Source organism: Candidatus Limnocylindrales bacterium (assembly GCA_035559535.1).
GTDB lineage: Bacteria > Moduliflexota > Moduliflexia > Moduliflexales > JAUQPW01 > JAUQPW01.
The window spans coordinates 494,961-520,766 of record DATMBG010000051.1 but is presented as its reverse complement, the minus strand read 5'-3'; the positions used below and the strand labels follow the sequence as shown (position 1 = coordinate 520,766).

Genomic DNA, 25,806 nt, shown 5'->3' with positions numbered 1-25,806 from the left:
GACAGGCTATGAGGCCAGGAAGCTGGGTTATAAGGGGTTGGTAGCTGGGAAGACGGGGACGACCAGTGATTTCAAGGATGGGTGGTTTATGGGGTACACTCCCGAGTATTTGACCCTGGTATGGGTAGGATATGATCAGGGGGATCCGATTCAGTGGGATGGAACTCATACAGCACTACCCATCTGGGTAGCGTTCATGGATAAAATCTATGGAATCTGGAAGCCTGAAACTTCTCCAGAACCTTCCAAAGATCTGACTCTTGTTGCAGACGTTGTAAGTAGGGGCGTGGATTGTATAGTTCCGGAGGAATACCCCTCGGATTGTAATTCAAAGAATGGTTCTATCGACCCTGGAGCTAATGATTCTGCTCCATCCAGAAGAGAAATTACTGAAGCTTTAGAGTACAAAGAATATAGCATTGAAAACAAAAACTTAACTTCAATTAAGGAAAATGCTCCTTTCTCTCCTTATCCCATTTTGAATAAACAGGCTCAAAAGGATTTCACCCCGCCTTTTTATACAAAGGATAGAAAAAAAAGAGCCCCACAAGCTCGTAAACAAGAAAGGAAAACGACCTATTTCCCTCCCGAGTCTGCTAAATGGCCCTGGTTAAAGTAGAACTTGTAAATGTTGTTTAAGGGGATTTTTTACTCTTGAGATAGTTGATCCAGCTTCCGAATGAGGAAATATCTAGATGTTTACGGGCTTCTTCTTCAGGATAAAGCATTCCATAGACCTGGGTCCCATCTTCCAGTAGAACGGGCCCCAGGTATAGACCTGGGGGTTCTGTCTTACTGATACGTTCTTCCCATATCTTTTCAGGTACTTCGTAGAGTTCTCCGAATACTTTAACCCCTTTTTCTTTTCCAACCCAAAACATCCCCGGATGTTTATCCTGGATAGAATATAAGGCGTAGGCAGGAGCGGTATAAGTGGCTTTAAGGAAAAGACAACCTTCTAGATTAGCATGGTCCGGTTGACCCTGCAGGACCGTTCCATTGAAAAAAATTTTCATTTTCGCCCTTCAGTTCTTTTCATTAATAGCATAGTTACTGTTTAAATCAATCTTTTTAGATTAATTTTTGAAAGCTGGGACTCTCCAGAATTCTTCTTACCTTTCAACTCTTTTTACAAAGGGATCTCTATTTTAAACACTAGGTTACGGTAATGGTACAGTTCTGACCCCCAAAGGGATTGGAGACAAACTCCGTACAGGCCGGATCTTTCTCCCATTTTCCATCTACTAAAAAAAGATATTCATAGGTTCCGGGTTCCAGAGAAATAGTTGTCTTCCAGAGTCCTTTCTTATTTTTTTTTAATTCATAGGATTGGGTATCCCAGTTGTTAAAGCTTCCAGCTACTCTGACGCTTTGAGCTTCAGGAGCTAAAAGCTGGAATACGACTTTTTTCTTGGTGGGTTGTTCTTTTTTCTCACCTCTTGCACCCGTCTTTTTAACGGCCATAAAACCTCCTTTTACAAAAAATAAAAATCTAAACTTTCATCCTCAGGATGACCCAAAATTCTCTTCAATAAGACTTTATATCCATGGTATTAGAGAAAATAGATCAAAATTGTTAAATATTCAATAAAATTTTATAATCGGTTTCTTTATAGAAGATTTTTGTTGATAGGTTATTCCAGGTGATAAAAGGTGTAAAAGATCCATTATAAATTTCATCTATCTTAAACAACCCATAGCCTTGTTAACGTTTACCCGTTCCTTATCAAAGGACTTCTTTTCCTGGGATAGGAGTGGGATTAGGTTTTTAGTTTTTCTAAGGCTTCCAGCAAACGCTTGGAGGTTGAAACGCTTCCGAAGACGCCTCCCTGCATTTTAATCATTTTAATAGCTGCCAGGTAATTTCCATAATCAGTAGCCCCTGTACAATCTTCCAGAAGAAGGCACTCATATCCCCGGTCATTAGCATCTCGCAGAGTTGTGTGGACACATACATCGGTTGTAATACCTGTAAGGATCAGATGGGTAATCCCCCGATTTCTAAGGATCAACTCCAGGTCCGTAGCATAAAAACTTCCTTTCCCCGGTTTATCCAAAATAAGTTCTCCGGGAAGTGGTTTAAGCTCTTCAATGATATTCCATCCCGGTTCACCTCGTATAAGGATACGACCCCGGGGTCCCAGATCTCCGATTCCGGCACCGATTCTTTTACTTCGCCATAATTTATTTGCTGGAAGATCGGATAGATCAGGCTTATGACCCTCGCGGGTATGGATAATAGTAAAACCTGGGATTTTTCGTATAGCAGTTAAAACCGTTTGGATAGGCTTAATAGCGGCTCGGGTCAAAGAAATATCATATCCCATCTGATCTATATAACCCCCTTTCCCACAGAAGTCGATCTGCATATCAATTACCAGAAGAGCCGTTCGTTCGGGGACCAAATTTCCGTCATAGGGCCAATCGTAGGGGTCTGCCTGGACAATAACCGGGGATTTTACCATAAATTTCTCCAGGGAATCTACTTACCCCATGAACCAGGGAAGGAGGATTTTTGTTCACAGTCCATGGGGTAAAGTCCTTCTATCTTGAATCTTCTATGCTGGATTTTTATAACCTGAGACAGATAAAAATTTCAAAATAAAGGTGATAGGAAGTTGATTATTTGAACAGATCTCCTTTCACCCGAGGTTGTTCTTCCAGAGCTTCTTTAATTTGAGGAACCAGATCTTCAATAACCATTTGAAAGAGTGCTTCTCCCCACTCGGCGGTAGATTCCGTTGTTTTTCTACCGACGATACCTGTCGGAGTATATTGATCCATTCGATAATCCCAGAACACTTTAATATCGTCGTAATTAGAGGCTTTACTCATATCTACCAGGTCTGGACGTATGGCCAGTACACAGGAAGTCTCGGCAATATTGGCATGAATCCATGTGGGATCTTCTGGGTTATCTTCGGCAGCTTTATTACGAACCCGTTCGGAGACTTCCCACCAATTCATAAAACGGACCCGCATATCCCGGGGGAATTCGTCCAGAATTTTATCCCGAACAGCCTGTAAAGAACCGATATTCCACATATGTCCGTTCAGCAGTAGCAGTTTACGGATTCCAGCCTTATAAAGCCAGTGAGCAATGTCTAAAACGGCCATCATAAAGGTTTCCGGTCTGAAGGCAATGGTTCCTGGGAAGTCTCCATGGCGTTGGGAAACCCCATACCAAAAGGGTTGTAGGACGGGTACCCCGGTTGCCGCTGAAATTCGTTTGGCTACCTCATAGACATCCAGAGTATCCACACACAATGGGAGATGTGGACCATGCTGTTCAATTGCTCCACACGGTAAAATGGCCATTTTCATGGTTTTAGTAAGTTCTTGAACCTCTGTCCAAGAAAGTTCTTCCCAAAGTAGAGGTTTTCCTTTTTGAGGTATCATGATCTACGGACTCAAGGGCCATGAACCCTAAACCCCTGTTTAGAGTTCATAGTCCTTGGTACACTCTTTTTAGTGTAGTGGTTTTAGCCTCGGGCGTATAAGCTCTCATTAAGTCCATCTCCCAATAGAGAAAAACCTAAAAGGAGGGTAAACAGGGCTATTCCCGGGAAGAAGGAAATCCACCAATCTCCGGAAACAATATAATTACTCCCTTCATTGATCATAAGCCCCCATTCCGGGGCCGGAGGTTGAATGCCAAAACCTAGATAGCTAATTCCGGCGGCTGTAAGGATTACCCAGGAAATGGTCATAGGAAACTGGGTGATCACAGGATTCAAACTATTGAACAAGAGATGATGAACCAACATCCGATTTTTAGAACATCCTGTAACGACGGCCGCATCGGCGTATTGTCGTCTTTTCTGTTGCAAGATTTCCCCTCGAATAAGTCTGGCATAAATGGGAATGGAGACCAGAATTAAGGATAGGATGAGGTTTACCACCCCAGAGCCTAGGATTCCAGCAAATATCAGGGCTAAGATAAAGCTGGGGAAGGCAAAGAGAAGATCCATGATCCGCATGATCACCTGATCTACCCCCCCTCCATAAAATCCGGCTATAGCCCCCAGACCGATTCCCATGAATACCGCTCCAGTTGTTGAAATAATGCCGATGAGTAACTCATATTTCGCTCCGTATAATATTCGGCTGAGAAGGTCACGTCCAAATTGATCTGTTCCAAGCCAGTATTTATCCAGGGGTTTAAGTCGTTTATCGCCTTGAAAAACCTCTTCTGGACCATAGGGCGCTATGAAAGGAGCCAGGAGGGCCACCAGAACCCAGAACGTAATTAAAATTAGACCGATTTGGATCCGTCGATTGCAGGTCAGTCCCAGAAATACCCCCAGCCTTCGAAGGGGACTTTGCATCCTTTGCCGGAAGATTTCTTCAGCCTGAAAAAGACTTTCCCTTTCAACAGCCATTAAAAGTTCAGAAAACAGAGACCATGGGCAGTTTTTTACTCCACTTCTTCCTGCCCCCTAGCTGCTGCTTTTAGCCTAAATCGTTGGTTTTCTCCATGAGGCTGAATCGAGGCATAGAATCTGGAAAGTAAACAAATCCCTTCAGGTTCTTTCGGTGGGGATAAATCCACTGAGGGGCAAAGAGATAAACGGCATGAACGTCATTAATTAACAGGGTTTGATGTTTCTTCATGAGTTCAATGCGTCGGGGATCTTTAGGATCCATATAGATAAATTCTTTAGCGATTTTATCAGCCTCGGGATTTTTATAATTAAAAAAATTGGCAAAACTATCTTCCAGGAGATTCCAGTGGGTATGATATCCTCCATCGGCAATCCAGGGCATAAAAGCAGCCACGGCAGAGTCAATTTTCCTGGCAATCAAGGATTCCCATTTTTTAGCGGCCGTCATTTTCTGGATACTTACATTGATTCCAATTTTTTTGAGGGCATCCTGGATCAGGATAGCCGTTCGTTCTTCATTGATATTATCGTTATCCACTGCCATCTCCACCTCAAATCCTTTGGGACGACTCGACTGATTGAGATATCCTTTTGCTTTATCCAGATCATATTCGTAAGGCCATAGAGTTGGATCATACCCGGGTACCGGAATGGGATAGCAACTCTTGAGGCGGGTAGCAAAATTGTACCAGACCGTATTAATGATTTCATCGTAGGGAATGGCGTGGGCAATGGCTTTGCGAACATTTAAATCCTCAAAGGGAGGCGTTTTCCAATTCATACCCAGGTACCACCAATCCAGGGTTTCGTATCCTTCGACCAGGAAGTTGGGATCTTTTTTCAAAATTTCCAGATCCTTCATATCCAGATTAGCCGGCATATCCAGTTCGCCCCTTTGGGCCATCATGTAACGGGTTGAAGGGTCCGGGATAATTTTAAAAATAATCCGGTCTATTTTCGGTTTACCCTTATAGTAATCTTCCCGTGCGGTCACCACGAATTGATCTCCTGTTATCCACTTCTCTATCTTGTAAGGACCTGAACATACCGTTTCCCGCTCCAACCACTTTACCCCATAGGGATCGCTCTCGGTGGCATGTTTCATAATTTCATCTACATCCACGATGCTGAGCAGTTGAATATAATTGGCAATGGCCCCCCAAGGAGCTGGATAGGTAAGCTGGTGGACCAGGGTCCTTGCATCCACAGCATACACATCCTCTAGCCGGGTAATTCCATCGACCTTCATCTGGGCAGCCCCAATACTATCCCGCTTAAAGTACCATCGGAAGCACTTCTCACAGGCATAAGCATCAATCTTCTTCCCGTTGGAGAAGGTCCATCCATCCCGAATGGTCCATGTAAGGGTCTTACGGTCATCAGAAACCTTAAGGTCACTGGCAATGAGCATATCATAACGATCATTGTCATAATAGAGTTTCCCATTGACCTCTTGAGTCTGGTAATGGAGCAGGCAGTCGTAGATGGTGCGTTTGATGACATGTTCGGTCATTCCCGCCCAAACATCCGGGAGCAAAGAAGCGATATCCGCAGGAAAAGCCACCGTCAGGGTTACTTTTTTACCGGCAGCTTCCCCGACCTTCTCCCATCCGGTTAGTAAATCCCCTGCGGCCATCAAACTTCCTGTAGCTCCCACAAGCTTTAGAAAGGAGCGCCGGTCAAGGGTAAGGTTGACCATATCCGCTTCTGTATGATGATTTTGAACTCTGCCTTTCCTCATCTTCTGACTCCTTTTTATAAGGGGGATGGGACTTACTTATACCAAATTCCCATAGATATAGGTCCTATCCCATTTGTTCTAAGCCTGAAAAAAGATGAATGGGGTATAGCCCGTGGCCAGCTTCCATGTGAAGTCAATATGACACTTCCCTATACCTGTGTGGCAAGAACCATCCACTTCTCTGGATTACTGAATATACCGGCTATCTGAAAGAGCAAGGCCTATACCACCCCAGGTCTAAATATTGAAAATTTAACTAACTCTTTACAAAATAAGAGATTAGGAGATAAAGGGCAGAAAGACAGGTCGATCAAGGGTGCTAATTTTCTATACAGTTCTGGGATTATTCGCTTATTTTGTGGGCGTTTCTGGAGTCTTTCTTTGGGAAGGTAGGGGGAAATTTCAAAACAAAGGGGACTATAAAACTGGAGGTAGGGGTCATATTCCTTATCCCTTTATTCGGGGGTCTAGATAAAAGTAGATAAGATCTATGATAAAATTTACGAGGAGGGAACAGACGATAACCACGAGAATAAACGCACGAACCGGGGCCAGATCGGCAACCTGCAGGCTGTTTACGGCATAACGCCCGATACCATTCCAGGCAAATACGACTTCGACCAGTACGATTCCTCCAATGAGGTGGGTAAATAATTGACCGCAAAGGGTTATGACCGGAATCAGAGCATTTCTTAGGGCGTATCGATAGCGGATAAGGCGTTCTGGGAGTCCGTAGGCTTTAGCCGTTCGGATATAGTTTGAGGATAAAACATTTAAAATGGAGGTATAAACCATACGGGAAATCGGAGGGATGAGCAGTATGTCCAGACAGAGGACCGGCAAAATCAAGTAGTGAAGACTCTTAAAGAACAGGTCAAGATCTCCTTCCAGAAGGCTATCCAGGACGTAAAACCCGGTAATCGGAGAGGGGGGTTCATCTAAGATACCCAGACGGCCAGTGGGTGCCGGGGCGAGATGAAGAAGAAAGTAGAAAACATAAACTCCCATCAAGGCCAGCCAAAAAATAGGAATGGCTCCTCCCAAGATTCCAAATACCTGCGTGGCAATATCTGCCAATCCTCCTTTACGAAAGGCACTGACAACTCCCCAAACTAATCCTAAGAAAAAGGAAGAAAACATGGCCCAGAAGGCCAGTTCCAGTGTGGCCGGGAGACGAACTTTAAGGTCTTCTACCACCTCGTTTCCTGTCTTCCAGGAATGACCCAATTCTCCTTGCAGAATATTTTTTAAATAAATTAAATATTGTCGGTGAAGAGGTTCATCCAGTCCCATCAATTTTCGCATGTTGGCTATGGCCGTGGGGTCTGCAAATTGACCCACCTTCATAATGGCGGCATCTCCCGGGATGACCTGAGTCAGAAAAAACGTCAGGGTCAGGGCCCCGATCAGGGTCGTGAGCATCCCTAAAAACCTTTTAATTAAAAAAGTTAGAAACATAGATTAAATGGAATGCTCCCCAGGCTTTCCAGATAGCAGAGGGACCCGACTCTGGCCGGATGAAGTCTTACCAGAGGTGACAGGCCACCCTATGCTCCTTGGAAAGGTAACGCTCCTCAGGTTGTACTTCTCTACATATTTCCTTGTGCTCCCTGCAACGGGAATAAAACGCGCAACCTGTCCAGGTATGCGAATCGCCCGGGAACCCGGTGGTTTTATGGTTTATCTCCCCTTCTAATAGAAAAGTATCCGAACCGGGGATACTGGAGAGAAGAAGTCTTGTATACGGGTGTTTGGGGGAAGCAAAAATATCTTGGGTCCTGGCTAATTCTACCATTCGTCCTCGATACATGACGGCGACCCAGTTACAGCAGTATCCGATGACCCCCAGGTCATGGGAAACCATCAAATAAGCCAGTGAAAGCCTTTGTTGAAGATCTTTAAGGAGGTTTAAAATATTTGCCTGGGTAGATACATCCAGGGCGGAAGTAACCTCGTCCAAAAGAAGTAATTTGGGTTTTAAGGCTAAGGCCCGTGCTAAGCCTACGCGTTGACGTTGCCCACCACTTAATTCATAAGGGAATCGCTCCATATAACTTGCGTTTAACCCGACCAGATCCAAAAGCCTAACCACCTCATCGATCCGTTTTTCCTCCGAAAGATTATCATGGATCTGGAGAGGTTCTTCGATAATCTGCCGAACGCTAAAACGAGGATTCAAAGATGAATAAGGATCCTGAAAGACCATCTGAATGTGTCGTCTACGGAGTCTCATTTCTTCATAGGATAATTTGGCAATATCCTCGCCATTGAGCAAAATCTGCCCTTCTGTGGGGTCCAATAGCCTGACAATCGTTTTAACCAGCGTTGTTTTACCTGAGCCGGATTCCCCCACAACACCCAGCGTTTCTCCACGAAGGAGTTGAAAGCTGACCCCATCTACAGCTTTTATATAAGCCTTTGGGCGAAAGAATCTTGGTTTCAGTGGAAAATAGGTTTTTAAATTTATTACTCTCAGTAAAGGAGCCTCGAGAACTCCTGATTTTTCTGGGTTCTTATTCAAGATGGTTTCGGTTTTCATAGAGAAAACAACTTACTTGATGGTTGGGTTCAAACTCGATGAGAATAGGTTTTTCCAACTTACAGACAAGCATTCTACTTGAACATCGCGGTTCAAATCGACATCCTGGAGGAGGTTCTGTAAAATCACAAACCGTCCCTTCTATACCGGTTAATCTCTTATCCAACTCACGACTCGGAATGGCATTAATAAGTTTTTGGGTATAGGGATGTGCAGGCTTATGGATCACCGTCTCGACATCCCCTGACTCTACGATTTCACCCGCATACATGACATAAACCCGATGGCATAGAGAACGGATAATACCCAGATCATGGGATATGAGGAGCAGGGCCGTCTTACGTTCCTGAACCCTCTGTTTCAAAAGTTTGAGAATTTGGACTTGTAGGGTCACATCCAGGGAGGCCGTAGGTTCATCGGCGATAATCAATCGGGGATTACATAGAAGCGCCATCGCGATCAAAACCCTTTGTCCCATCCCACCACTTAGCTCATGGGGATAGCTCCTCAAAATTACTTCCTGTCTGGGAATCCCAACATCCTTGAGGATTTGAAGGGCATGAGCGGTAGCTTTTTTTCGTAGATCCCCTTTGTATAAAGGAAATCGCCGAGAACTTTCTCCCAGAAGGTTATGAGCCAGAATAACATCCACCAGTTGTCTTCCCACCGTCAAAACAGGATTTAAATAACTCATCGGATCCTGGAAAATAATACAAATCCTGCTCCCCCGAATGGTTCGAAGATAATCCTCATCCTCTTGAAGTAAATCTCTTCCCTCGAAAAACACTTCTCCTTCTACAGAAGCCGATATCGAAGGTGGAAGTAAACGAAGCGCTGTGAGTGCTGTTAATGACTTTCCACTACCAGTTTCTCCTATCAATCCCACAACTTCCGATTCTCTAATATAAAGATCAATGTTATTCAAAATGCGAGCTGGTTTTCCCTGACCGTACAGAGTAAGACTCAGGTCTTTAATCTGGAACAACATTTCATCTGTTTGCTTTCTGTTTGTAAGAAGTTGGGTACCGTACATAATCTTACCGATGACCCACCGTCAAACGAGGACGTTTGACCGACCTTGCCTGTTGAAATCTTTTGAAACCTCTGAAAATATAAAAGCAAAGGGAGTACCATCTTGTGGTTGGTTAAATACCTGTGTAAGGTACCATAATTTCTAAAGTTCTGGGAAAAGAAGTAAGATTCCCCCCTGATGAAAATGCCAGCTTTTTAGGCAAGGATACCAGATACCTGCTTAATAAATTGGCCATCAGGAAGGAGTTAACTCAGGACGAGGAATATATGCAGGATATAACGTGATCAGCCCCTCTTTGACGGGTGATTATTTCACCGCTGCACCTGGTATGCTGGTGTTAAAGAAGGGAAACGTAAACAAAAAGAAGAAACAAAATATAGACCGTTATTATCGTTCTGATACCCTTGATTCAAGTGGACTTCCAGGGGAAAATATTTTTACAAGGGGAGAGTATCTCGATTTTTTCCCAGCCTGGACAAAAAAGTCTGCAAAGAAGTTTGTGATAAGGCGATCAGATAAAGACATGGAGATCACAAAATATGGGAAAGGTCATAGTTTTTTAGTTTGATAATTTCCCTTAAAGCCGATTTCTCTAAGGATTTGTCGATACAATCGAAGGCTCCATAAGCTCGAGCTTTAATATACATTTCCGCCCCTAAGTTAGGAGCAATCAAAATTATTTTGGCTTTGGATCTTAAACGCCGCACAAATTCTAAAATTTGGGTTTCATCGGATCCTGGAAATCCAAACTCACCGATAATCAGAGAAAAATTTTCATCCTTAAAAAACGGGGCTGCTTCACCTATTCCCCCAACCCCTCTGACCTGATAACCCTGTTCATTCAGCATTTCCTCCAGACTTTTTCGACTACTGGGATCCGAGTCTATGACCAAAGCCTTGGGAAAATGATCTGTTTCTAGCATGGTAACGCCTCCTTGTTTTTACTGGGACTACCCACTACCTTTGTATCTTTATCCTTATCATTCAATCCAATTGACTCATATTAAGAATCTATGAGTTAAGATAGGAATAAATTAAAACCGGTCGGAAGAATTTTTGTGATATATTCTATGCACATATTCCCTAAGTAGTCAACGGAAATTTATAGGGTAAAAAATACTAAAAATAATCGAATAGCATAAAACAATACAAATGATAATAAAAAAGCTGTTATTCTGATAGTTAGAACTCTTAATACGAGAAGAAGTCTCATTTATCTTTACTTAAGTCAAGGATAGGGCTTAATGATTAAAAAAATATAAAAAAATAATGAAAGGAATATTAAATTTGCCGGCTTTATAAGCCGGGGAGCCTTCAAGTCTTGCTTTTCCGATTCCTCGCTCACCTATTCTTTTTATCCTCCAGAGAGATCAGGAGGGATGAGGGGGTCAGGTTAGAAAAAACTACCTCTTAGTCAAAGGGGATTTCGATTATCCCTCTAACCGGGGTGTCCTTTGTATCCGAGTTAGAGATCAAAGGTTATTACAAATACTCAAAACCTTCAGCTGAATTGGTTTACTGCTGAAAAAATGATAAAATCCTATTGACAGTTTTCATCCCCTGGTATACTTAATACATAGCTGTGAGCTTGAATGGGATTGATCCCCCGTTATGATCTAAAGGTCGTAGGGGAATCTTATATCAATATAAGAATTTCTTATTTTATGGATCCTGGAATCCTGCAAGAACCGGAGATCCTAAAGTAGGACGGTTTAACTATGAAAACGATTAATCCATCTACAATCTATCGTTTCAATGGAGCAATACCCTTGAGGAGTAATTCGAGGAGTGATTGTTTATCCTATCCTTACTATTCCCTGGTTCCCTTTAAGGGAAGTGTATTACCTGCCTCTGTGAAAACCTCCCCCCATACTTTAACCTTCCTCCGAGCCTCCATGTCCTCCCCCTGTTGTTGCAACATGTGTTGTTGTAGCTAGTTCTGAGTTCCTTCATAAAAATTTCCCAATAAACCGTTATGAGCGGCAAATAACTCAAGTTTCTTAAAATTTTATTTTGGTACCTATTGGGGTCCAAGGGTTTTGCCGGCAGTTTTCTGTCTATGCCGGGTTCTTTATCAAAGGTCTTTAGTCCCATGAGCAGATGATGTGGGGAAAATAACCCACGGAAAATTTTAAAAGGGAATTATTAGAACCCTGAAGGTTATCCCCTGGAAAGAGAGAAGGGAATTATGGACTTTAGACCCATAACTTTTTGTGTTTAAGATACGGAGGACCTTTCTTGAAACCAGGTAAGCAAACTCAAGGAGAAAGATATGGGTGAAATAGGGACGTATGATCAAATCATCAAAAAGAATCCTCGAGAACGGTTGAAGAAGGAGAAAATGCCGTTGGAGATTATCCACGAACTTCCTGAACTGATCCAGAAAGGCTACGAGGATATTCCCGAGGAAGATATGGTTCGTCTTCAATGGTACGGGTTGTATCATGACAAACCTAAAATGGGTACTTTCATGATGCGTATTAAGATCCCTAACGGCATTTTGACCCCTCAAAAATTAAGAACCATCGGAGAGATTTCCAGGAAATTTGGTAAGGGCTATGGAGAAATTACGACCCGACAGGATATTCAACTTCACTGGATTCGACTGGAAACCTTGCCGGAGATCTTCCAAATCCTTCAGGAAGCAGGTTTATCCACGGTGGGAGCCTGTGGGGATGTGGTAAGAAATATAACCGGGTGTCCGGTAGCCGGATTGGATAGGCAGGAATTGTTCGATGCATCGCCCCTTGTAAGGGAAATTGCCCGATTCCTGGATGGGAATCCAGAATATTCAGATCTTCCCAGGAAACATAAAATAACACTTTCCGCCTGTGCCTATCGATGTAATGCCCCAGAGATTCACTGCCAGGCCTTTGTAGGGGTTAAAAGGATGGTAGCAGGTCAGGAGCAACTGGGCTTTACAGTTTGGGTCGGAGGAGGTCTCTCAACAGTACCAAGGATTGCAAAACCGTTGGGGGTTTTCGTTTCCATGGCAGATACTTTACCTGTGATTCGGGCCATTCTGGATGTCTGGAAAGATGACCTGACCTATCGCCGATCTTTTATCAAGGCACGCCTGAAGTTCATGGTCGATGATTACGGTCCGGAAGCTTTTCGAAACCTCATTGAGAACAAGTTAGGAAGGAAGCTGGAAGATTTCCCGGAACTACCTCTGCTGGAGCAATCTGTTGGTCGAACTTCCCACCTGGGTATTTGTGAACAGAAACAAAGGGGATTCTACTACCTGGGGTTTCCGGTGTTCACAGGACGCCTTAGCAGTGAGCAGATGATTCAGATAGCAGAGCTTGTTGCCCAGGAGGGAAAGGATATTCGTCTAACCCGAGAGCAGAATTTTATTATCACCTATATTCCCGAATCCCGACTAACCCAGGTTCTTGAAAGAATGGAAGCAATAGGTTTTACACTCAAAGTCAGTCGGCTCCGGGGACCCGGAATTGCCTGTACCGGACAACCTCATTGTAACTTTGCCGTCACCGAAACAAAGGGAAGACTTGCCGAGATCATTTCCCATCTGGAGAATGCCATGGGGGAAGGAGTCGACGATCTTCGGATTTACCTGGACGGGTGTCCCCATGCCTGTGGGGCCCACTGGGTGGGAGATATCGGTCTTCAAGGGACCACGGCCCGATCTCCTGAAGGAGAAAAAATAGAAGCTTATGATATCTTCCTGGGAGGTGGATTGGGAAATAAGCCCCTTATCGGCAAGGCCATAGGACGAAGAGTACCGGCAGATCAAGTTAAATACTACCTGGAGAGGTTGATCCGGGCTTATCAGGCTTACCGGAAAGAAAAGGAGGCTATAAGTTTTCAAGAATTTTGTCTCAAACATCAGGACGAACAACTTAAAAATTTAATGGAGGGAAAATAAATTGGAAACGACCAACTTATTACAATCAGAACCTCGACGAAAGTTAGACGACTTAGAAGTCGGAGAACTGGCCGTTCAGTTCGACGACCAGGAACCAACAGAAGTCATCCGATGGGCTTTCCAAGAGTTTCATCCGAGATTGGCGTTGATTACCAGTTTTCAAATAGATGGGATGGTTCTTCTGGATATGGCCTGGCGAATCAATCCCGAGGTACGGGTCATCACCCTGGATACCGGTCGACTTCCAGAGGAGACTTACGAACTCATGGAGGAAGTAAGGGGGCAATATGGAATCAACATAGAGGTCTACTATCCCAATACCCACGAGGTGGAGAAGTTGGTCAAAAAACATGGAGTCAACCTCTTTTACCGAAGTGTTAAACTCCGATTGATGTGCTGCGAAGTTCGAAAGGTGCGCCCCTTACTTCGGGCTTTAACTGGGTTGGACGCCTGGATAACCGGATTGAGAAGAGATCAATGGGCCTCCCGAACCAATATTCGGAAAATCGAGCTGGATCACGATCACGGGGGTGTGGTGAAGGTTAATCCTCTGGCCGATTGGACGGAGGAAGAGGTTTGGGATTATATCAGAACTCATCGGGTTCCCTACAACAGACTTTACGATAAAGGTTATACCAGTATCGGTTGCTATCCCTGCACGCGTCCTGTTAAACCCGGCGAGAATCCCCGGGCAGGCCGCTGGTGGTGGGAAATTAATGCACCTAAGGAGTGTGGTATGCATTGCAGCCTTCTCACAGGCGGATTTGAGCACGAACTGGAAGCTTTATTGAAAGAAGAGGAAGGATGAAGGAAAGGGCTTAGAATGGCTAGAGTTTTCTCCAACTCTAGCTCACTTTAAGCCCTTTAAGGATGGATACCTGAAAACTTTTTAAATGGAAATAGATCTTCAAGAAAAAGAACTCCTTATACGGGAAATAAAAGCCCTTACTGGGCAGCTTCAGGGAGAAACCCGTAATAAATATATTTCACTCCTGGAATCCCTTGAAAAGGGAGAAGTTCCGGAAGAACTCATGGGCTATGTGGAAAGACTCCTGGAAATAGGTTTTGAAACAGGTAGAATCGGGAAGGTTTACGATCGTGAAGATGAGCAAGTTTTTCTACGAATTTATCACAAAACTTTAAGAGGCTCCAGGATCCTGAGTTTGATCAAAGAAACCAATCGGTCGCTGACCACCCTAAAGGATCAATTAATCCGAAATATTTCTTTCTCCCTTAAAAATCCAGGAGCCTATCGCCTGACCATCGATACCCACCTTTGTCATATCATCTTGGGTATCGATGCAGATGGGGCCAGGATAGAAAATATTGAGGTAGGTATTTAAGGATGGGCCGTAGACTATGACCGTACATGGGAGGTAGCCGGTTTTACTTCCCATGGTCTAGGGCCTACTCCTTATGGATTGCGGTGTCTTATTATCCCATTTGCCTCGAATTAAAAGGCCGAAAATGCCTGGTTATAGGCGGAGGAGAGATAGCCGAGCAGAAAGTCAATTCTTTGTTAGCCTGTGAAGCCTCGGTAATGGTCATCAGTCCCGAAGTGACCGCAGGATTGAAAGATTTAATTGATCAGAAAAAGGTCACGTATCTACCCAAAAAATATGACGAGAAAGATCTGGACCAGGCGTTCCTCGTCATAGCCGCTACAAACCGACCTGAGGTTAATGCCCGGGTTTATCGGGATGCTTCGAGAAGAAACATCCTGGTTAATGTAGTGGATTGTCCCAGATATTGTAACTTTATTGTTCCGGCTTTGGTTAAGCGAGGTGATCTGTTGTTGAGTATTTCTACCAGTGGCAAGAGTCCGGCGTTGGCTAAAAAAATTCGAGAAAAACTGGAAAGGGAATTTGGGGAGGAGTACGAACCCTTTCTGAAAATCCTGGGAGAATTAAGGGAAAACATACACCGGCAGGTTAAAGACCCCTTTCTGAGAAGAACGCTTGTTCATCAAATTTTAGATTGGGATATTTTAGATCTTCTCAAAAAAGGGGAACTGAAATCTGTTCAGGAGAAAAAGTTAACTATCCTGGAGAAGCTGGGATTACAGAATTAAGAAACCTCTCTATTCAAGGGTTTTCCCAGGTAAGTAAAGGCATGGGTTTTAATTAAGCAGTAAACGGGCATACCTTCTTTTAGATTAAGATCATGGAAGGCTTTAATGGTTAATTCTGCCAGTACCACGACGCCGATATCTACCTCCACCAATATCCGGTTGCCCACATCCGTCATTCCGAGAATCTCTCCTTCAAGCTGATTTTGAATGGAAGTGCCTGTCACAGGCTGAATAGCCAGGGCAATATCTTCTGGTCGAACCGATACAAAGGTTCTTTCTCCCTCTGGAATAGAGGAGAAGGGTAGATTCAAGGTTTGATGGTGGAGCTTTGCCAAGGTGAGTCCCAACTCCCGCTCGTGTCCTACCACCTCTACGGGTATGACATTCTCCAGCCCGGATAATTTAGCCAGTTCCAGGATTTTTTCATCTTTCATAACTTTCAGAAAAGAACCCTGACCAAGAATTCGTCCATTCTTAATTACGACCATTTGATCGGTTAACTGGAGAATTTCGCCGATGGCATGGCTCACATAAATCATGGGGATATGGGTTTCAATGGCAATTCTTTTCAAAAAAGGCAGAATCTGCCTCTTAAGGCCTTCATCTAGAGAAGCCAGAGGTTCGTCCAATAACAGGAGCCTGGGAGACGTTAAAAGGGCTCGGCCTAGAGCAACCCTTTGCTTCTCGCCCCCAGAGAGGTTTCGGGGATAGCGAGAAAGTAGGGATTGAATTTCCAGCAAATTTACGATTTGATCAAGTTTAAAACGTCTTTGGTTTCGAGGAACAAGACAATAACCATAGAGGAGATTGTTTTTTACAGAAAGATGGGGAAAAAGTTGACCATCCTGAAATACATATCCGATTCTTCGTTTATGGGGCGGCAGGTTAATTTTCTTTTCTGTATCATAGAGCAGGATCTCTCCCAGTTTGATTTTACCCGCTTGAGGAGTGATAAGACCTGCAATGACATGGAGGAGCGTACTCTTGCCGGAACCCGAGGGTCCAAAAACGCCCGTGATGGGTTCATGGAGTCTCAAGCTTGCCTCCAAACTGAAACTACCGCGGCTTAATTGGATGTCTAAATCTAACAAGTTATCCTGTCTTCTACCTTCCCAGTAATTTTTCAACCCTTTTGGCCAGTATTTCACTGGTCATCAAAGCCATGAAGGCCAGAGTCAGGGACAAGATCACCAGACGAAGGGCAGGCTTATCCCCCTGGGGGGTTTGGGTATAGGTATAGATGGCTAAAGGTAGCGTCTGCGTTTCTCCTACAATGTTGGATACAAAGGTAATGGTAGCCCCAAATTCTCCCAAACTTCGAGCAAAAGAGAGAATCAGACCGACCAGGATTCCTGGAAACGCAAGGGGTAGGGTGACGGTAAAAAAAACCCATAAAGGTCCGGCTCCGAGGGTACGGGCAGCTTCTTCTAGCTTTGGTTCCACCAGTTCCATAGAGAGGCGGACCGAGCGAACCATAAGAGGAAATCCCATAACCGCGGAAGCTAATACGGCTCCCTTCCAGGTAAAAGCAATGGAAATACCCAGCATTTCTCGAAGCCATTTACCTAAAAACCCTTGATTGCCGAAGGTTAAAAGCAAAAGATATCCCACTACAACGGGAGGGAGAACCAAGGATAAATGAAAAAATCCGTCCAGCAGGGATTTTCCGAAAAAATTCTTTTTAGCCAAAAGCCAACCGCAGATCACGCCCGGAATGGAAGTGATCCCTGCACACCAGAACCCTACTTTAATAGAAAGCCAAATCGCAGAGACTTCTTCAGGTGTGAGTGGAAACAAGGAGAAATTCATATCCGTCAATGTCTACAAAAATTCACCCTAACAACCTGAAAAGGCTTCTCACCTCTGGTAGGGGAAGGATCCTTAATCTTTATTTTGTTTTTATGGTTACTTCTCATCTGCCTGCCTGCGAGGGTCTAATGTTTTAAGACGATAAAACCGTATTTGGTAAAAATATTTCCGGCCTGTTCGGAGGAAAGAAAATCTAAAAACGCTTTAGCCGAGCTTCCGGCACCCTGTATCAATGCGGCAGGATAGGTAATCGGTTTATGGCTCTCCTCGGGAAAAGTTCCCAGGACTTCGACTTTATCAGACTGTTTAGCATCGGTTGCATACACAATCCCTGCATCAGCTTCTCCGCGCTCTACAAAGGCTAAAGCTGCACGAACATTTTCCCCCCTTACGATCCTTGGAGTAAGGGCGTCCCACCATCCCATATAAATCAGCGCTTCTTTTCCATACTTCCCGGCCGGTACATGATCCGGATCTCCCATGGCCAATTTACCGTGAAAAGCTTCAGCGAAGTTAAAACCCTTTTCCATTTTAAGGGCAAAGGCTTTACCCTTAGGAGCAATCACTACAAGGGAATTACTCAACAAATTCCGGCGGCTCTTCGGTTCGATTTTGTTTTTTCCCTCTAAATAATCCATCCACTCAAGATCGGCGGATATGAAAATGTCTGCGGGAGCTCCGGCTTCAATCTGTTTGGCTAAGACAGATGACGAGGCAAAGGAAGTCTGAATTTTTACTCCCATCCTCTGTTCATAGAGGGTTGCAAGCTCTTTAAGGGCATTGGTGAGGCTGGCGGCCACGTAAACGGTTATTTTGTCTTGAGCCAGGCTGACGGTTCCAAAAACATTACTCAAGATGATGAGACTAATTAGAAAACCCAGGAAGACATTTAGTTTTTTCATATCTGCTCCTTTCTTTATCCTTCGTCTAACTCTTTACTTCAGAGAGAAGCACCGGGTGGAATAGAAATTGCCGGGATCCTTCATTCTTGAATTGTTGAATAGTTTTTTGTTCTTGAGAAGTCAACCAGCCGATCAAAGTCATGGCCATTACGTAATTGACCTGAGGGTGTTTGACAGGGTCAATGGCCATGATACTGTAGAGATTGTAAAGGATGGGATCTCCTTCAAAGAGGAGGTCCAGATCAGACAATTCTTTCAAAGCCAGGAATTTGTTTCGCTCTGCAAGGAGGTAAGCCCTTCGCTCCTGAGCAAGCTCAAGGATCTCCGAGAGCTGTTTTCCTGTTTTTATATACCAGTCCCCTTGAGGGTTTATGTGGGCTAAGGCCCAGATTTCTTTCTCCTTGAGGTAAGTACCGGAGTTATCTCCCCGGGAGAGGAAGGGGACCTGTTTGTCGGCTATACGTTTGAAGGCTTCTACAGCAGTTCGGGCCTGCCGGACTTGAGCCGGATCCTGGGTCGGTCCTACTAAAACAAACTGTCTATACAGGATATCCCGTCGATTGACTCCATAGTCCAGAGGAACGGAGTGTTCCTCTAATTTCCGGGTATGAACCAAAATGGCGTCTACCTGTCCTAAGGAAGCTAACTCTAAGGCTTTTCTTGTGCCGACGGGAAATACATCCACTTTGATATTAAATCGTTTCTCAAAGGGGGGAAGCAAAGCCGTTAATAATCCGGAACTGACAGAACAACTGGTGGTGGCCAGTCGTAAACATTTGAAGGTTTTATCAAACTCGTCCCGAATGAAATTCTCTACGTTTCTTTGGAAGGTCAAATACCTAGAAAGCCACTCCTTCCCTTGCTGGGTAAGAAAACAATGGGTCCCTCCCCTCCCACCTACCCGCATGTGTACAAATTTAATTCCCGAGGCTGCTTCCATCTCACGTAAGAGCCCCCAGGCATTTCGATAGGATAGTCCACAGGTATCTACCGCCCTTCTTAAGGAACCGGATTCATCAATGGCCTTTAGGAGCCTGGCCATTTTGTTATTTAAAATGACTTTACCCTGTACTTCAATCCAGACCTCGGATCTGGCATCCATAACCGGTGTTACTTCCCTTCAGGCAATATCTTATTCAGTCTGTGGCAATCATGACATGGGTTGCTTTAATAACCACATAGATTTCTTTGCCTTCGGTTAAACCTAACTTTTCGGCTGAGGTTTTGGTGATTACCGAAACGATTTCGGTTCCACCGGGTAACTCAACAATAACCTCTGAATTTACCAAGCCGTGGGTGATACTTTTTACTTTGCCTTTTAAGACATTCCGGGCACTGATTTGCATCGTTGGGGACTCCTATAGGGAAAATTTAATATGTTTTATAAAGCATATTGACTGCCGGGCTAAATACCGGAAAACTTCCTGGTGTTAATCCCAGCCTTAGATTAAAACCCATTACCGGATGGTAACTAGATAATAATTAATACCTTTAAGAAAGAATTGACAAATTTTTTTAGAAAATTTTTTATTATGAATAGAAAAACATAATGAAAAAGTCAGCCACCCGGACCTGGAAAGTAAAGGAAAGTCCCATAAAGACGGAAGGATAGGCTAGAATAACCGGCGGATGACCAAAGAACTTCTGTTCCCTGGACCGTTAAAAATCGACAGGAAAACTCCGCTCCGGTATGCACGCTCTTATTCAATCAGACCGGAGGGAAGTTTTTACAAAGATCTTTTTTTCACTGGGTGGTCTTTCTGTTGGCTGCCTCAAGCCTTTGAAGTTCCCCATCGCTCATGGATATGGGCTTCCCAGCGGCCAAAAAGGGCCTTATCGGTTATTAACCCAATGGCAATGATAATGAGCATAACCCCTATCACCCGGGGCATATCCAGTAGTTCACGTCCCATGTGGAGGATATGACCCAGGCCAGAAACTCCGATGGTGAAGAGAATCATTTCTCCGGCCATCAAAGACCTCCAGGCAAAAGACCATCCCATTTTCATACCCGTTACAATGGCCGGAAGAGAGGCCGGAATGCTGACCTTTAAATAGGTGTGTAATCCTCGGGATCCCATGGTTCTTGCGGCCCGTACATAAATAGGGGAAACACTTTGAACTCCCGCTTGAGTGGAAATAATAATTGAACCCAGGGCTCCCATAACCACAATGAACAGAATCGCCGTTTCATTTTGTCCGATCCACAAAATGGCCAGAGGAGTCCAGCAAATACTGGGCAGATTTTGTAATCCCAGGGTTAAAGCTCCCAGGGTATCTTGGAGAAGAGGAGATTGTGCCAGCAGTAGGCCCAGGGGAATTCCTATTGCCACAGAGATTGAGTAACCCAGTAGCAATCGACGTAGAGTAATATAAATTCCCTCCAGGAGGGAATGGTCCTTAAACCCTTCGACGATATATCGTCCCACCTCTATAGGAGAAGGAAAAAGAACCGGAGAATAAATGTGCATTCTGTAGACCCATTCCCAGACCAGAAGGAGCAGAATAAAGAAGCCGGTCATTTTTAAGGTTCTTGGCATGGTTACACCTCCGCTTTGCTAAGCATATGGGTTCTTAAAGCCTGTGTAACTTCCGTGGCATAGCGGGCCAGTTCTACGTCGTTGATATCTCGGGGTCGTTTCAAATGGATTTGAAACTCCTCGCAGATCCGGCCCGGTCGAGGGGAAAAAATAACCACCCGATCCCCTAAACAACAAGCCTCCCGAACGTTGTGGGTTACAAAGACAATAGTTTTTCGTCGTTTCTCCCAAATTTCCTGGAGATCTGTGTAAAGCTGTTCCCGGGTCATGGCATCCAAGGCGGTAAAGGGTTCATCCATGAGTAAAATCCTGGGATTAGGAGCCAGGGCTCGTGCCAGAGCGACCCGTTGCTTCATCCCACCCGAGAGTTCATGGATGTGGGCTTGCTTAAACTGTTCTAGATGAACCAGTTGGAGATAAAATTCGGCTACCTCGCGACACTCCGCCTGGGTCAAACCGGGTTTCAACTTTAATCCGAATAAAACATTTCCCAGTACATTTAACCAGGGAAAAAGAGCCGGCTCCTGGAACATCATCCCCCGATCCCTCCCTGGACCTGTCACAGGTTTTCCATCGACCAGAATGGTTCCGGAATCGGGTTTCTCCAGTCCGGCAATGATATTGAGTAGGGTCGATTTCCCACACCCTGAAGGACCTACCAGACAGACAAATTCTCCTTCTTTCAAACTTAAAGAAACCTCCTCTAAAGCCTGGGTACGACCCGCCTTAGTCTGGAAAGATTTTGTTATCCCATCGATCATGAGCTTTGGAGGAGTTTCCTCCCTTAAAAGCTGATTTTTTACCAGGCTACTCAAATTCTTACCTCCTTCTTGTGCTAAATTAGGGAATCTCCGGCAGCCCTTTTTCTCTCAAAACTTCATTTAAAATAGAGAGATCATAAATCCGAGATAAATCCGGTTTTTCTTTGCCCAGGAAACCAATTTTAAAAGCATCCTCGGCAGCTTTAAAAAGTGAATCCCTAATGGGATTATAGGTTAGTTCCAGACGTGCGAAGGATCCTTCCAATATCTGGGGCGAAAGAGATTTTCCGGTTTCAACGGCGATTTCCTCATTAAGGATTTTCTTGGCTTCGTCCGGATTCTGGTTGATCCATTGGGTCAATTCTATATGGGCCGCAATCCATTTTTTAAGAATGTCTCGATGATCTTTAAGAAACTGAACACTGGTCACAAGATGGGTGGTTACGTACTTTCCGTCCTTCCAGAGATCCTTTTCTTCAAGGTAAATGACCCCTTTTCCTTCCACCAAAAGACGGGTCACCCAGGGTTCTACGGTCCAAACCCCATCTACTTCTCCTTTGAGAAACAAAGCCAGCTGGTCTGGATTTTGAGTGGGTATAACATATACATCCCCTCCCGAGGGGGTCACTTTATAACCTTTAGAGAGAAGATAGGCCCTTGCTGCTACATCTTGTGTATTCCCAAGCTGAGGGGTTGCAATTTTTTTGCCTTTAAGATCGGCATCGGTCTTAATCCTTCCATCGGGTTGTACCACAAAAGCTGCTCCCCCACTGGCTGCACCGGCAATAATCCGAATGTCCTCCCCTTTGGATTTTATATAGGCATTAATAGCCGGATTGGGACCTACATAGGTAAAATCCACAGTCCGGGCAAAAATGGCTTCCATAGCCGAAGGACCGGCATTGTAAGTGAACCACTCGAGGGAGTACTCCGGACCTAATCTCTGTTCAAACCACCCTTCCCCTTTTCGGGATAATCCATGGCCGATAACTGCCTGGGCATGGGTAATATTGGGAAAATGTCCCACCCGAATTTTTACTTTTTCACCTGACTCCGCAGGGGATAGGTAAAGGGTTAGAAGTATCAACCCGACGATGAGAACAATTCCTCCTAAACTCTCTGCTACCATCCTGACTGTTTTAGAATTCATGGTTTCTGTCCCTCCCCCTTAAAATCCTGGGCACAAGAATTTTTCTTACCTCAGGCTCGGTTCCAAAAAAAAAGCCTTTTGGAGAAAAGAATACTTCTCCCAAAAGGCTCCCATAGCCGGGTATCACAAAGCAACCGTGGGTTTGTGATACTCTGGTAATTTTTTATTCCTGTTATTATAAAATAGTCATTCCAGAATCTTTGTCAATTCTTCATCCAGAGTTACCTCTCGCATATAAACTCCTTCTTCTCTTATCCTGGGCTTTTTCCTGTTATTAAAAATTTTGCCCCTGTAAGGTCCATGGCCATCGCCTTGAAGACGAAAAATGGGGAGAGAACGCTATCATGGGAAATTCTCTATTTTTATTGGGGTCTTGAGGAATTTCGTTTTTTGGATTTCTACCTTTTAAGCCAATAGATCTTGAGCCATGAGGATGGCCTTAGCTATTTCGACCAGTTTCTTACGATGGTTACGGCTCTGCTCTTGCAGCCGCTTCATAGCCTCAGCTTCGGATATACCCAACTTTTCCATCAAAATTCCTTTGGCGCGTTCGATGAGTTTTCTGGCTTCAAGGGCTTCCTTCAAGTTACTGACCTCGGTACGGAGTGCCTGAAGTTCTCTGAATCGAGCCATGGCTACGCGAATAGCTGGTTTTAGAGCTTCCTCCTGGATAGGTTTAACCAAGTACGCTAAAGCCCCGGCTTTTTCTGCCCGTTGGATCAAAACCTCATCGGTATAGGCCGTAAGCATGATAATGGCAAGGGGATATTCTGCCAGAATTCTGGTAGCAGCTTCTATTCCATCCAGTTCCGGCATCTTAATATCCAACAGAAGGAGATCCGGTTTCAGTTCTCGAGCCAGTCGAAGGGCTTCCACTCCCGTTGAAGCCTCTCCGATTACCCGATGCCCCAGGGATTCCAGGGCTTCTCGGAGATCCATAGCAATCACCGTATCATCTTCTGCAATCAAAACCCGTAATGGTTCAGGCATATTTTCCTTTCTGGCCATAGAAAATAAACTTAAGGTTCGAATACGATTTGCGCCGTGGTTCCTTGGGAAAGGTTTTTACTTAAATGAAAAGTCCCTTTTAGATCCCGGCTCACAAATCGTTGGACCAATTGTAGTCCCAGGTTATAGAAATCCTGGGAGGCGGGACTTTCTTCGGGAAGACCCTGTCCATCATCCTGGATTCGTAAAATAACCCGGCTACCTTCTGGGATCAAGTGTATTTGAATCAAACCCTTATCCCGATTTTTAAATCCATGCTTAATCGCATTAACCACCAACTCATGGGTGATAAAAGCCAGGGGGAGAGCGGTCGTCGAATTCATCAAGATGTCTTGACCTGTTACGGAGATTTCGATCGTTTGATTGGATTGGACCAGGGTCTTAAGGCAGGCTTCTCCAATTCGACCAAGCAAATCCAGGGCATGGATGGAATCCTTTTCCCTACAGGAGAGGAACTCATGGGTTAAGGCAATATTTTGAATACGTTCCAAGGTGGATCGGATAAGGGCTTCGGGATCCTGGATGTTTTTACGTCGTAGCTGAAGTTGTAATAAACTGCTAATCATCTGAAGATTGTTTTTGATCCGATGGTGCATTTCCCGGGTTTGTTCTATCAAGCTGTCTTCAACCTGTTTTCGTTGAAGGATCATTTGTTCAAAAGAACGGGCCAGTTCTCCGATTTCATCCCTTCGAGAAGTTTCAGGTACTCTCCCCTGCCATTTCCCCCGAGCTATCTCCCGAGAAGCCTCTGTTAAGCGGAGGATAGGTCGAACCAGACTTCGAAAACCAAAGAAAATTAATCCTATGAGGATCAAATGGATCCCCACTATCAGCATCAAGAGTACTTTCTGTTCATTCCTCACCATGGCTTCTCGCTCGTGATAGGGAAGAATTCCTGCCAGAATCCAGGAACCTGGCTGAGAATAACGCATTGCCTGTTTAAACGCCACATCGAATTTTTCCTGATCGATAAGGAAGGTTTGAAAAGTATCAAAGGTAAGGGAATCCGGTAGACTGGCAAGGCCTTTATAAGAACCTAGCACCTTGGAACCCCGGAAGTAGATGCCAATTCCTAATCCAATGATACGACTATAGCTTTCTATAACCTGGGGGGTAATCCGACTTCCTATCAAACAGGTTCCTATGATCTGATTACCAATTTTAATCGGGACAGCTACGGCCAATACAAAATCAGACGGTGAGATCAGGATCCGACGAGCTGCCTCTCCTTTTAAGGCTTGTTCTATAAATTCCATCAGGTCGGTATCCTTGAAAGGTTCCGATAATCCGAAAATCGAGTCTCCAGGTACCTGGGTAACCAGATGACCCTCGTTATCTGTTATGAGCATAAGATTAATTGCTACCCGCTTTTTCAGTTCGGTTTCCAGATTCCTTTGAAGTTGTAGGTAATTTTTTTGTTGTAAAGGTTGAAGGAGTTTTTCCTCATCCTGGCTGAGAAATAAGGCCCGCTCCAGATTTTCCTGGAGGATTCTTTCAAACATAGCTTCCAGTCGTATAAATCCTTTTTCAAACTTTTCTTGGGTTCTTTCTGTCGCCGTTTGCCAGATGAAGGTCGAAGTGAATATAAAAAGCGTTATGAGACTTACAATGAGAAAGATAGCCAGGATGAAACTCCACTTTATGGCCAGTTTTCTTGTAATCATGGAGAAAAAATTCGAAATCATCAACCGGAGACAGGGACCTACCCTTGTTATAGGAGAAAATCTTCTTTTACTTTAGGAGAAAATCTTCTTTTACTTTAATAACTTATTCTTCTGCTTAGAGGAGGTCAAGGTAGGGTTTCTTAATAGGGTCTGTATCGATTTCATGTGAAAATAGCCGTGAAGACTCTGGTACCTGAGGCAGTTTAATCAATCTGAGCTATTTTCATGCATTGTGGTGACCCAACGGGCCAGGACCGTTTAGTAGATGGAAGAAGAATCACCTGCCGGGTCCGCCTGGAGGGGGGACTTCAATA

At 44.4% G+C, this 25,806-nt stretch carries 25 protein-coding genes; 5 read left to right on the top strand and 20 right to left on the bottom strand.

Annotation, left to right across the window (positions count from 1 at the left end):
- Window positions 1-619 (top strand): hypothetical protein (locus VNM22_20750; protein ID HWP49601.1); only part of this gene is annotated, 619 nt, incomplete at its 5' end.
- Window positions 620-635: 16 nt separating this feature from the next.
- On the opposite strand, the gene VNM22_20745 is transcribed toward VNM22_20750, so the two are convergent.
- The 10 genes from VNM22_20745 to VNM22_20700 all read right to left on the bottom strand — a co-directional run bounded on the left by VNM22_20745 (window position 636) and on the right by VNM22_20700 (window position 10,621).
- Window positions 636-1,016, bottom strand: a complete 381-nt coding sequence (locus VNM22_20745; protein HWP49600.1) for a gamma-glutamylcyclotransferase — start codon at window positions 1,014-1,016, stop codon at window positions 636-638.
- Window positions 1,017-1,155: 139 nt separating this feature from the next.
- Window positions 1,156-1,464: an isoamylase early set domain-containing protein gene (locus tag VNM22_20740; protein HWP49599.1), complete on the bottom strand. Its 309-nt coding sequence runs from the start codon at window positions 1,462-1,464 to the stop codon at window positions 1,156-1,158.
- Between the two features lie 296 nt (window positions 1,465-1,760).
- The gene (locus VNM22_20735; protein ID HWP49598.1) at window positions 1,761-2,465 is read right to left on the bottom strand and encodes an isochorismatase family cysteine hydrolase; all 705 of its coding nucleotides are present in this window, start codon (window positions 2,463-2,465) and stop codon (window positions 1,761-1,763) included.
- A gap of 157 nt (window positions 2,466-2,622) precedes the next feature.
- Complete coding sequence (locus VNM22_20730; GenBank protein HWP49597.1) at window positions 2,623-3,399, bottom strand: creatininase family protein; 777 nt, start codon at window positions 3,397-3,399, stop codon at window positions 2,623-2,625.
- 83 nt (window positions 3,400-3,482) lie between these two features.
- On the bottom strand, window positions 3,483-4,382 hold the full coding sequence (locus VNM22_20725; protein HWP49596.1) for an ABC transporter permease: 900 nt from the start codon (window positions 4,380-4,382) through the stop codon (window positions 3,483-3,485).
- A gap of 70 nt (window positions 4,383-4,452) precedes the next feature.
- Window positions 4,453-6,126, bottom strand: coding sequence for an ABC transporter substrate-binding protein (locus VNM22_20720; protein HWP49595.1), 1,674 nt, complete (start codon window positions 6,124-6,126; stop codon window positions 4,453-4,455).
- A gap of 447 nt (window positions 6,127-6,573) precedes the next feature.
- Entirely contained in the window at window positions 6,574-7,584 is a 1,011-nt protein-coding gene (locus tag VNM22_20715; GenBank protein HWP49594.1) for an ABC transporter permease, read from the bottom strand.
- 67 nt (window positions 7,585-7,651) lie between these two features.
- Window positions 7,652-8,665, bottom strand: a complete 1,014-nt coding sequence (locus VNM22_20710; GenBank protein HWP49593.1) for an oligopeptide/dipeptide ABC transporter ATP-binding protein — start codon at window positions 8,663-8,665, stop codon at window positions 7,652-7,654.
- The gene (locus tag VNM22_20705) at window positions 8,640-9,698 is read right to left on the bottom strand and encodes an ABC transporter ATP-binding protein (protein HWP49592.1); all 1,059 of its coding nucleotides are present in this window, start codon (window positions 9,696-9,698) and stop codon (window positions 8,640-8,642) included. Before VNM22_20705 ends, VNM22_20710 begins: the two co-directional genes overlap by 26 nt.
- Window positions 9,699-10,228: 530 nt before the next feature.
- Entirely contained in the window at window positions 10,229-10,621 is a 393-nt protein-coding gene (locus tag VNM22_20700; protein HWP49591.1) for a response regulator, read from the bottom strand.
- 1,349 nt (window positions 10,622-11,970) lie between these two features.
- On the opposite strand from VNM22_20700, the gene VNM22_20695 reads away from it, so the two are divergent.
- The 4 genes from VNM22_20695 to VNM22_20680 all read left to right on the top strand — a co-directional run bounded on the left by VNM22_20695 (window position 11,971) and on the right by VNM22_20680 (window position 15,658).
- The gene (locus VNM22_20695; protein HWP49590.1) at window positions 11,971-13,587 is read left to right on the top strand and encodes a nitrite/sulfite reductase; all 1,617 of its coding nucleotides are present in this window, start codon (window positions 11,971-11,973) and stop codon (window positions 13,585-13,587) included.
- A gap of 1 nt (window position 13,588) precedes the next feature.
- The gene (locus tag VNM22_20690) at window positions 13,589-14,395 is read left to right on the top strand and encodes a phosphoadenylyl-sulfate reductase (protein HWP49589.1); all 807 of its coding nucleotides are present in this window, start codon (window positions 13,589-13,591) and stop codon (window positions 14,393-14,395) included.
- 85 nt (window positions 14,396-14,480) lie between these two features.
- Window positions 14,481-14,930, top strand: a complete 450-nt coding sequence (locus tag VNM22_20685; GenBank protein ID HWP49588.1) for a hypothetical protein — start codon at window positions 14,481-14,483, stop codon at window positions 14,928-14,930.
- A gap of 83 nt (window positions 14,931-15,013) precedes the next feature.
- Window positions 15,014-15,658, top strand: a complete 645-nt coding sequence (locus tag VNM22_20680; protein HWP49587.1) for a bifunctional precorrin-2 dehydrogenase/sirohydrochlorin ferrochelatase — start codon at window positions 15,014-15,016, stop codon at window positions 15,656-15,658.
- Here VNM22_20680 and modC read toward each other — a convergent pair.
- The 10 genes from modC to VNM22_20630 all read right to left on the bottom strand — a co-directional run bounded on the left by modC (window position 15,655) and on the right by VNM22_20630 (window position 25,492).
- Window positions 15,655-16,749 carry a molybdenum ABC transporter ATP-binding protein gene (gene modC / locus VNM22_20675; GenBank protein HWP49586.1) on the bottom strand — a complete coding sequence of 365 codons (1,095 nt, stop codon included), beginning with the start codon at window positions 16,747-16,749 and terminating at the stop codon, window positions 15,655-15,657. The genes VNM22_20680 and modC overlap by 4 nt on opposite strands.
- A 13-nt stretch (window positions 16,750-16,762) precedes the next feature.
- Entirely contained in the window at window positions 16,763-17,467 is a 705-nt protein-coding gene (modB, locus tag VNM22_20670) for a molybdate ABC transporter permease subunit (protein ID HWP49585.1), read from the bottom strand.
- A 125-nt stretch (window positions 17,468-17,592) separates the two neighbouring features.
- A complete protein-coding gene (modA, locus tag VNM22_20665) occupies window positions 17,593-18,369 on the bottom strand; it encodes a molybdate ABC transporter substrate-binding protein (GenBank protein ID HWP49584.1) in 777 nt (258 codons plus the stop codon).
- Between the two features lie 25 nt (window positions 18,370-18,394).
- Complete coding sequence (locus tag VNM22_20660; GenBank protein ID HWP49583.1) at window positions 18,395-19,471, bottom strand: substrate-binding domain-containing protein; 1,077 nt, start codon at window positions 19,469-19,471, stop codon at window positions 18,395-18,397.
- Window positions 19,472-19,505: 34 nt separating this feature from the next.
- The gene (locus VNM22_20655; GenBank protein ID HWP49582.1) at window positions 19,506-19,715 is read right to left on the bottom strand and encodes a TOBE domain-containing protein; all 210 of its coding nucleotides are present in this window, start codon (window positions 19,713-19,715) and stop codon (window positions 19,506-19,508) included.
- Between the two features lie 426 nt (window positions 19,716-20,141).
- Window positions 20,142-20,909 (bottom strand): ABC transporter permease, encoded by a 768-nt coding sequence (locus tag VNM22_20650; protein ID HWP49581.1) that lies wholly within the window; start codon window positions 20,907-20,909, stop codon window positions 20,142-20,144.
- A 2-nt stretch (window positions 20,910-20,911) separates the two neighbouring features.
- A complete protein-coding gene (locus VNM22_20645; protein HWP49580.1) occupies window positions 20,912-21,724 on the bottom strand; it encodes an ABC transporter ATP-binding protein in 813 nt (270 codons plus the stop codon).
- A 25-nt stretch (window positions 21,725-21,749) separates the two neighbouring features.
- The gene (locus VNM22_20640; protein ID HWP49579.1) at window positions 21,750-22,820 is read right to left on the bottom strand and encodes an aliphatic sulfonate ABC transporter substrate-binding protein; all 1,071 of its coding nucleotides are present in this window, start codon (window positions 22,818-22,820) and stop codon (window positions 21,750-21,752) included.
- Window positions 22,821-23,225: 405 nt separating this feature from the next.
- Window positions 23,226-23,810, bottom strand: coding sequence for a response regulator (locus tag VNM22_20635; GenBank protein HWP49578.1), 585 nt, complete (start codon window positions 23,808-23,810; stop codon window positions 23,226-23,228).
- 29 nt (window positions 23,811-23,839) lie between these two features.
- A complete protein-coding gene (locus tag VNM22_20630; GenBank protein ID HWP49577.1) occupies window positions 23,840-25,492 on the bottom strand; it encodes a histidine kinase dimerization/phosphoacceptor domain -containing protein in 1,653 nt (550 codons plus the stop codon).
- Window positions 25,493-25,806 lie beyond the last annotated feature (314 nt).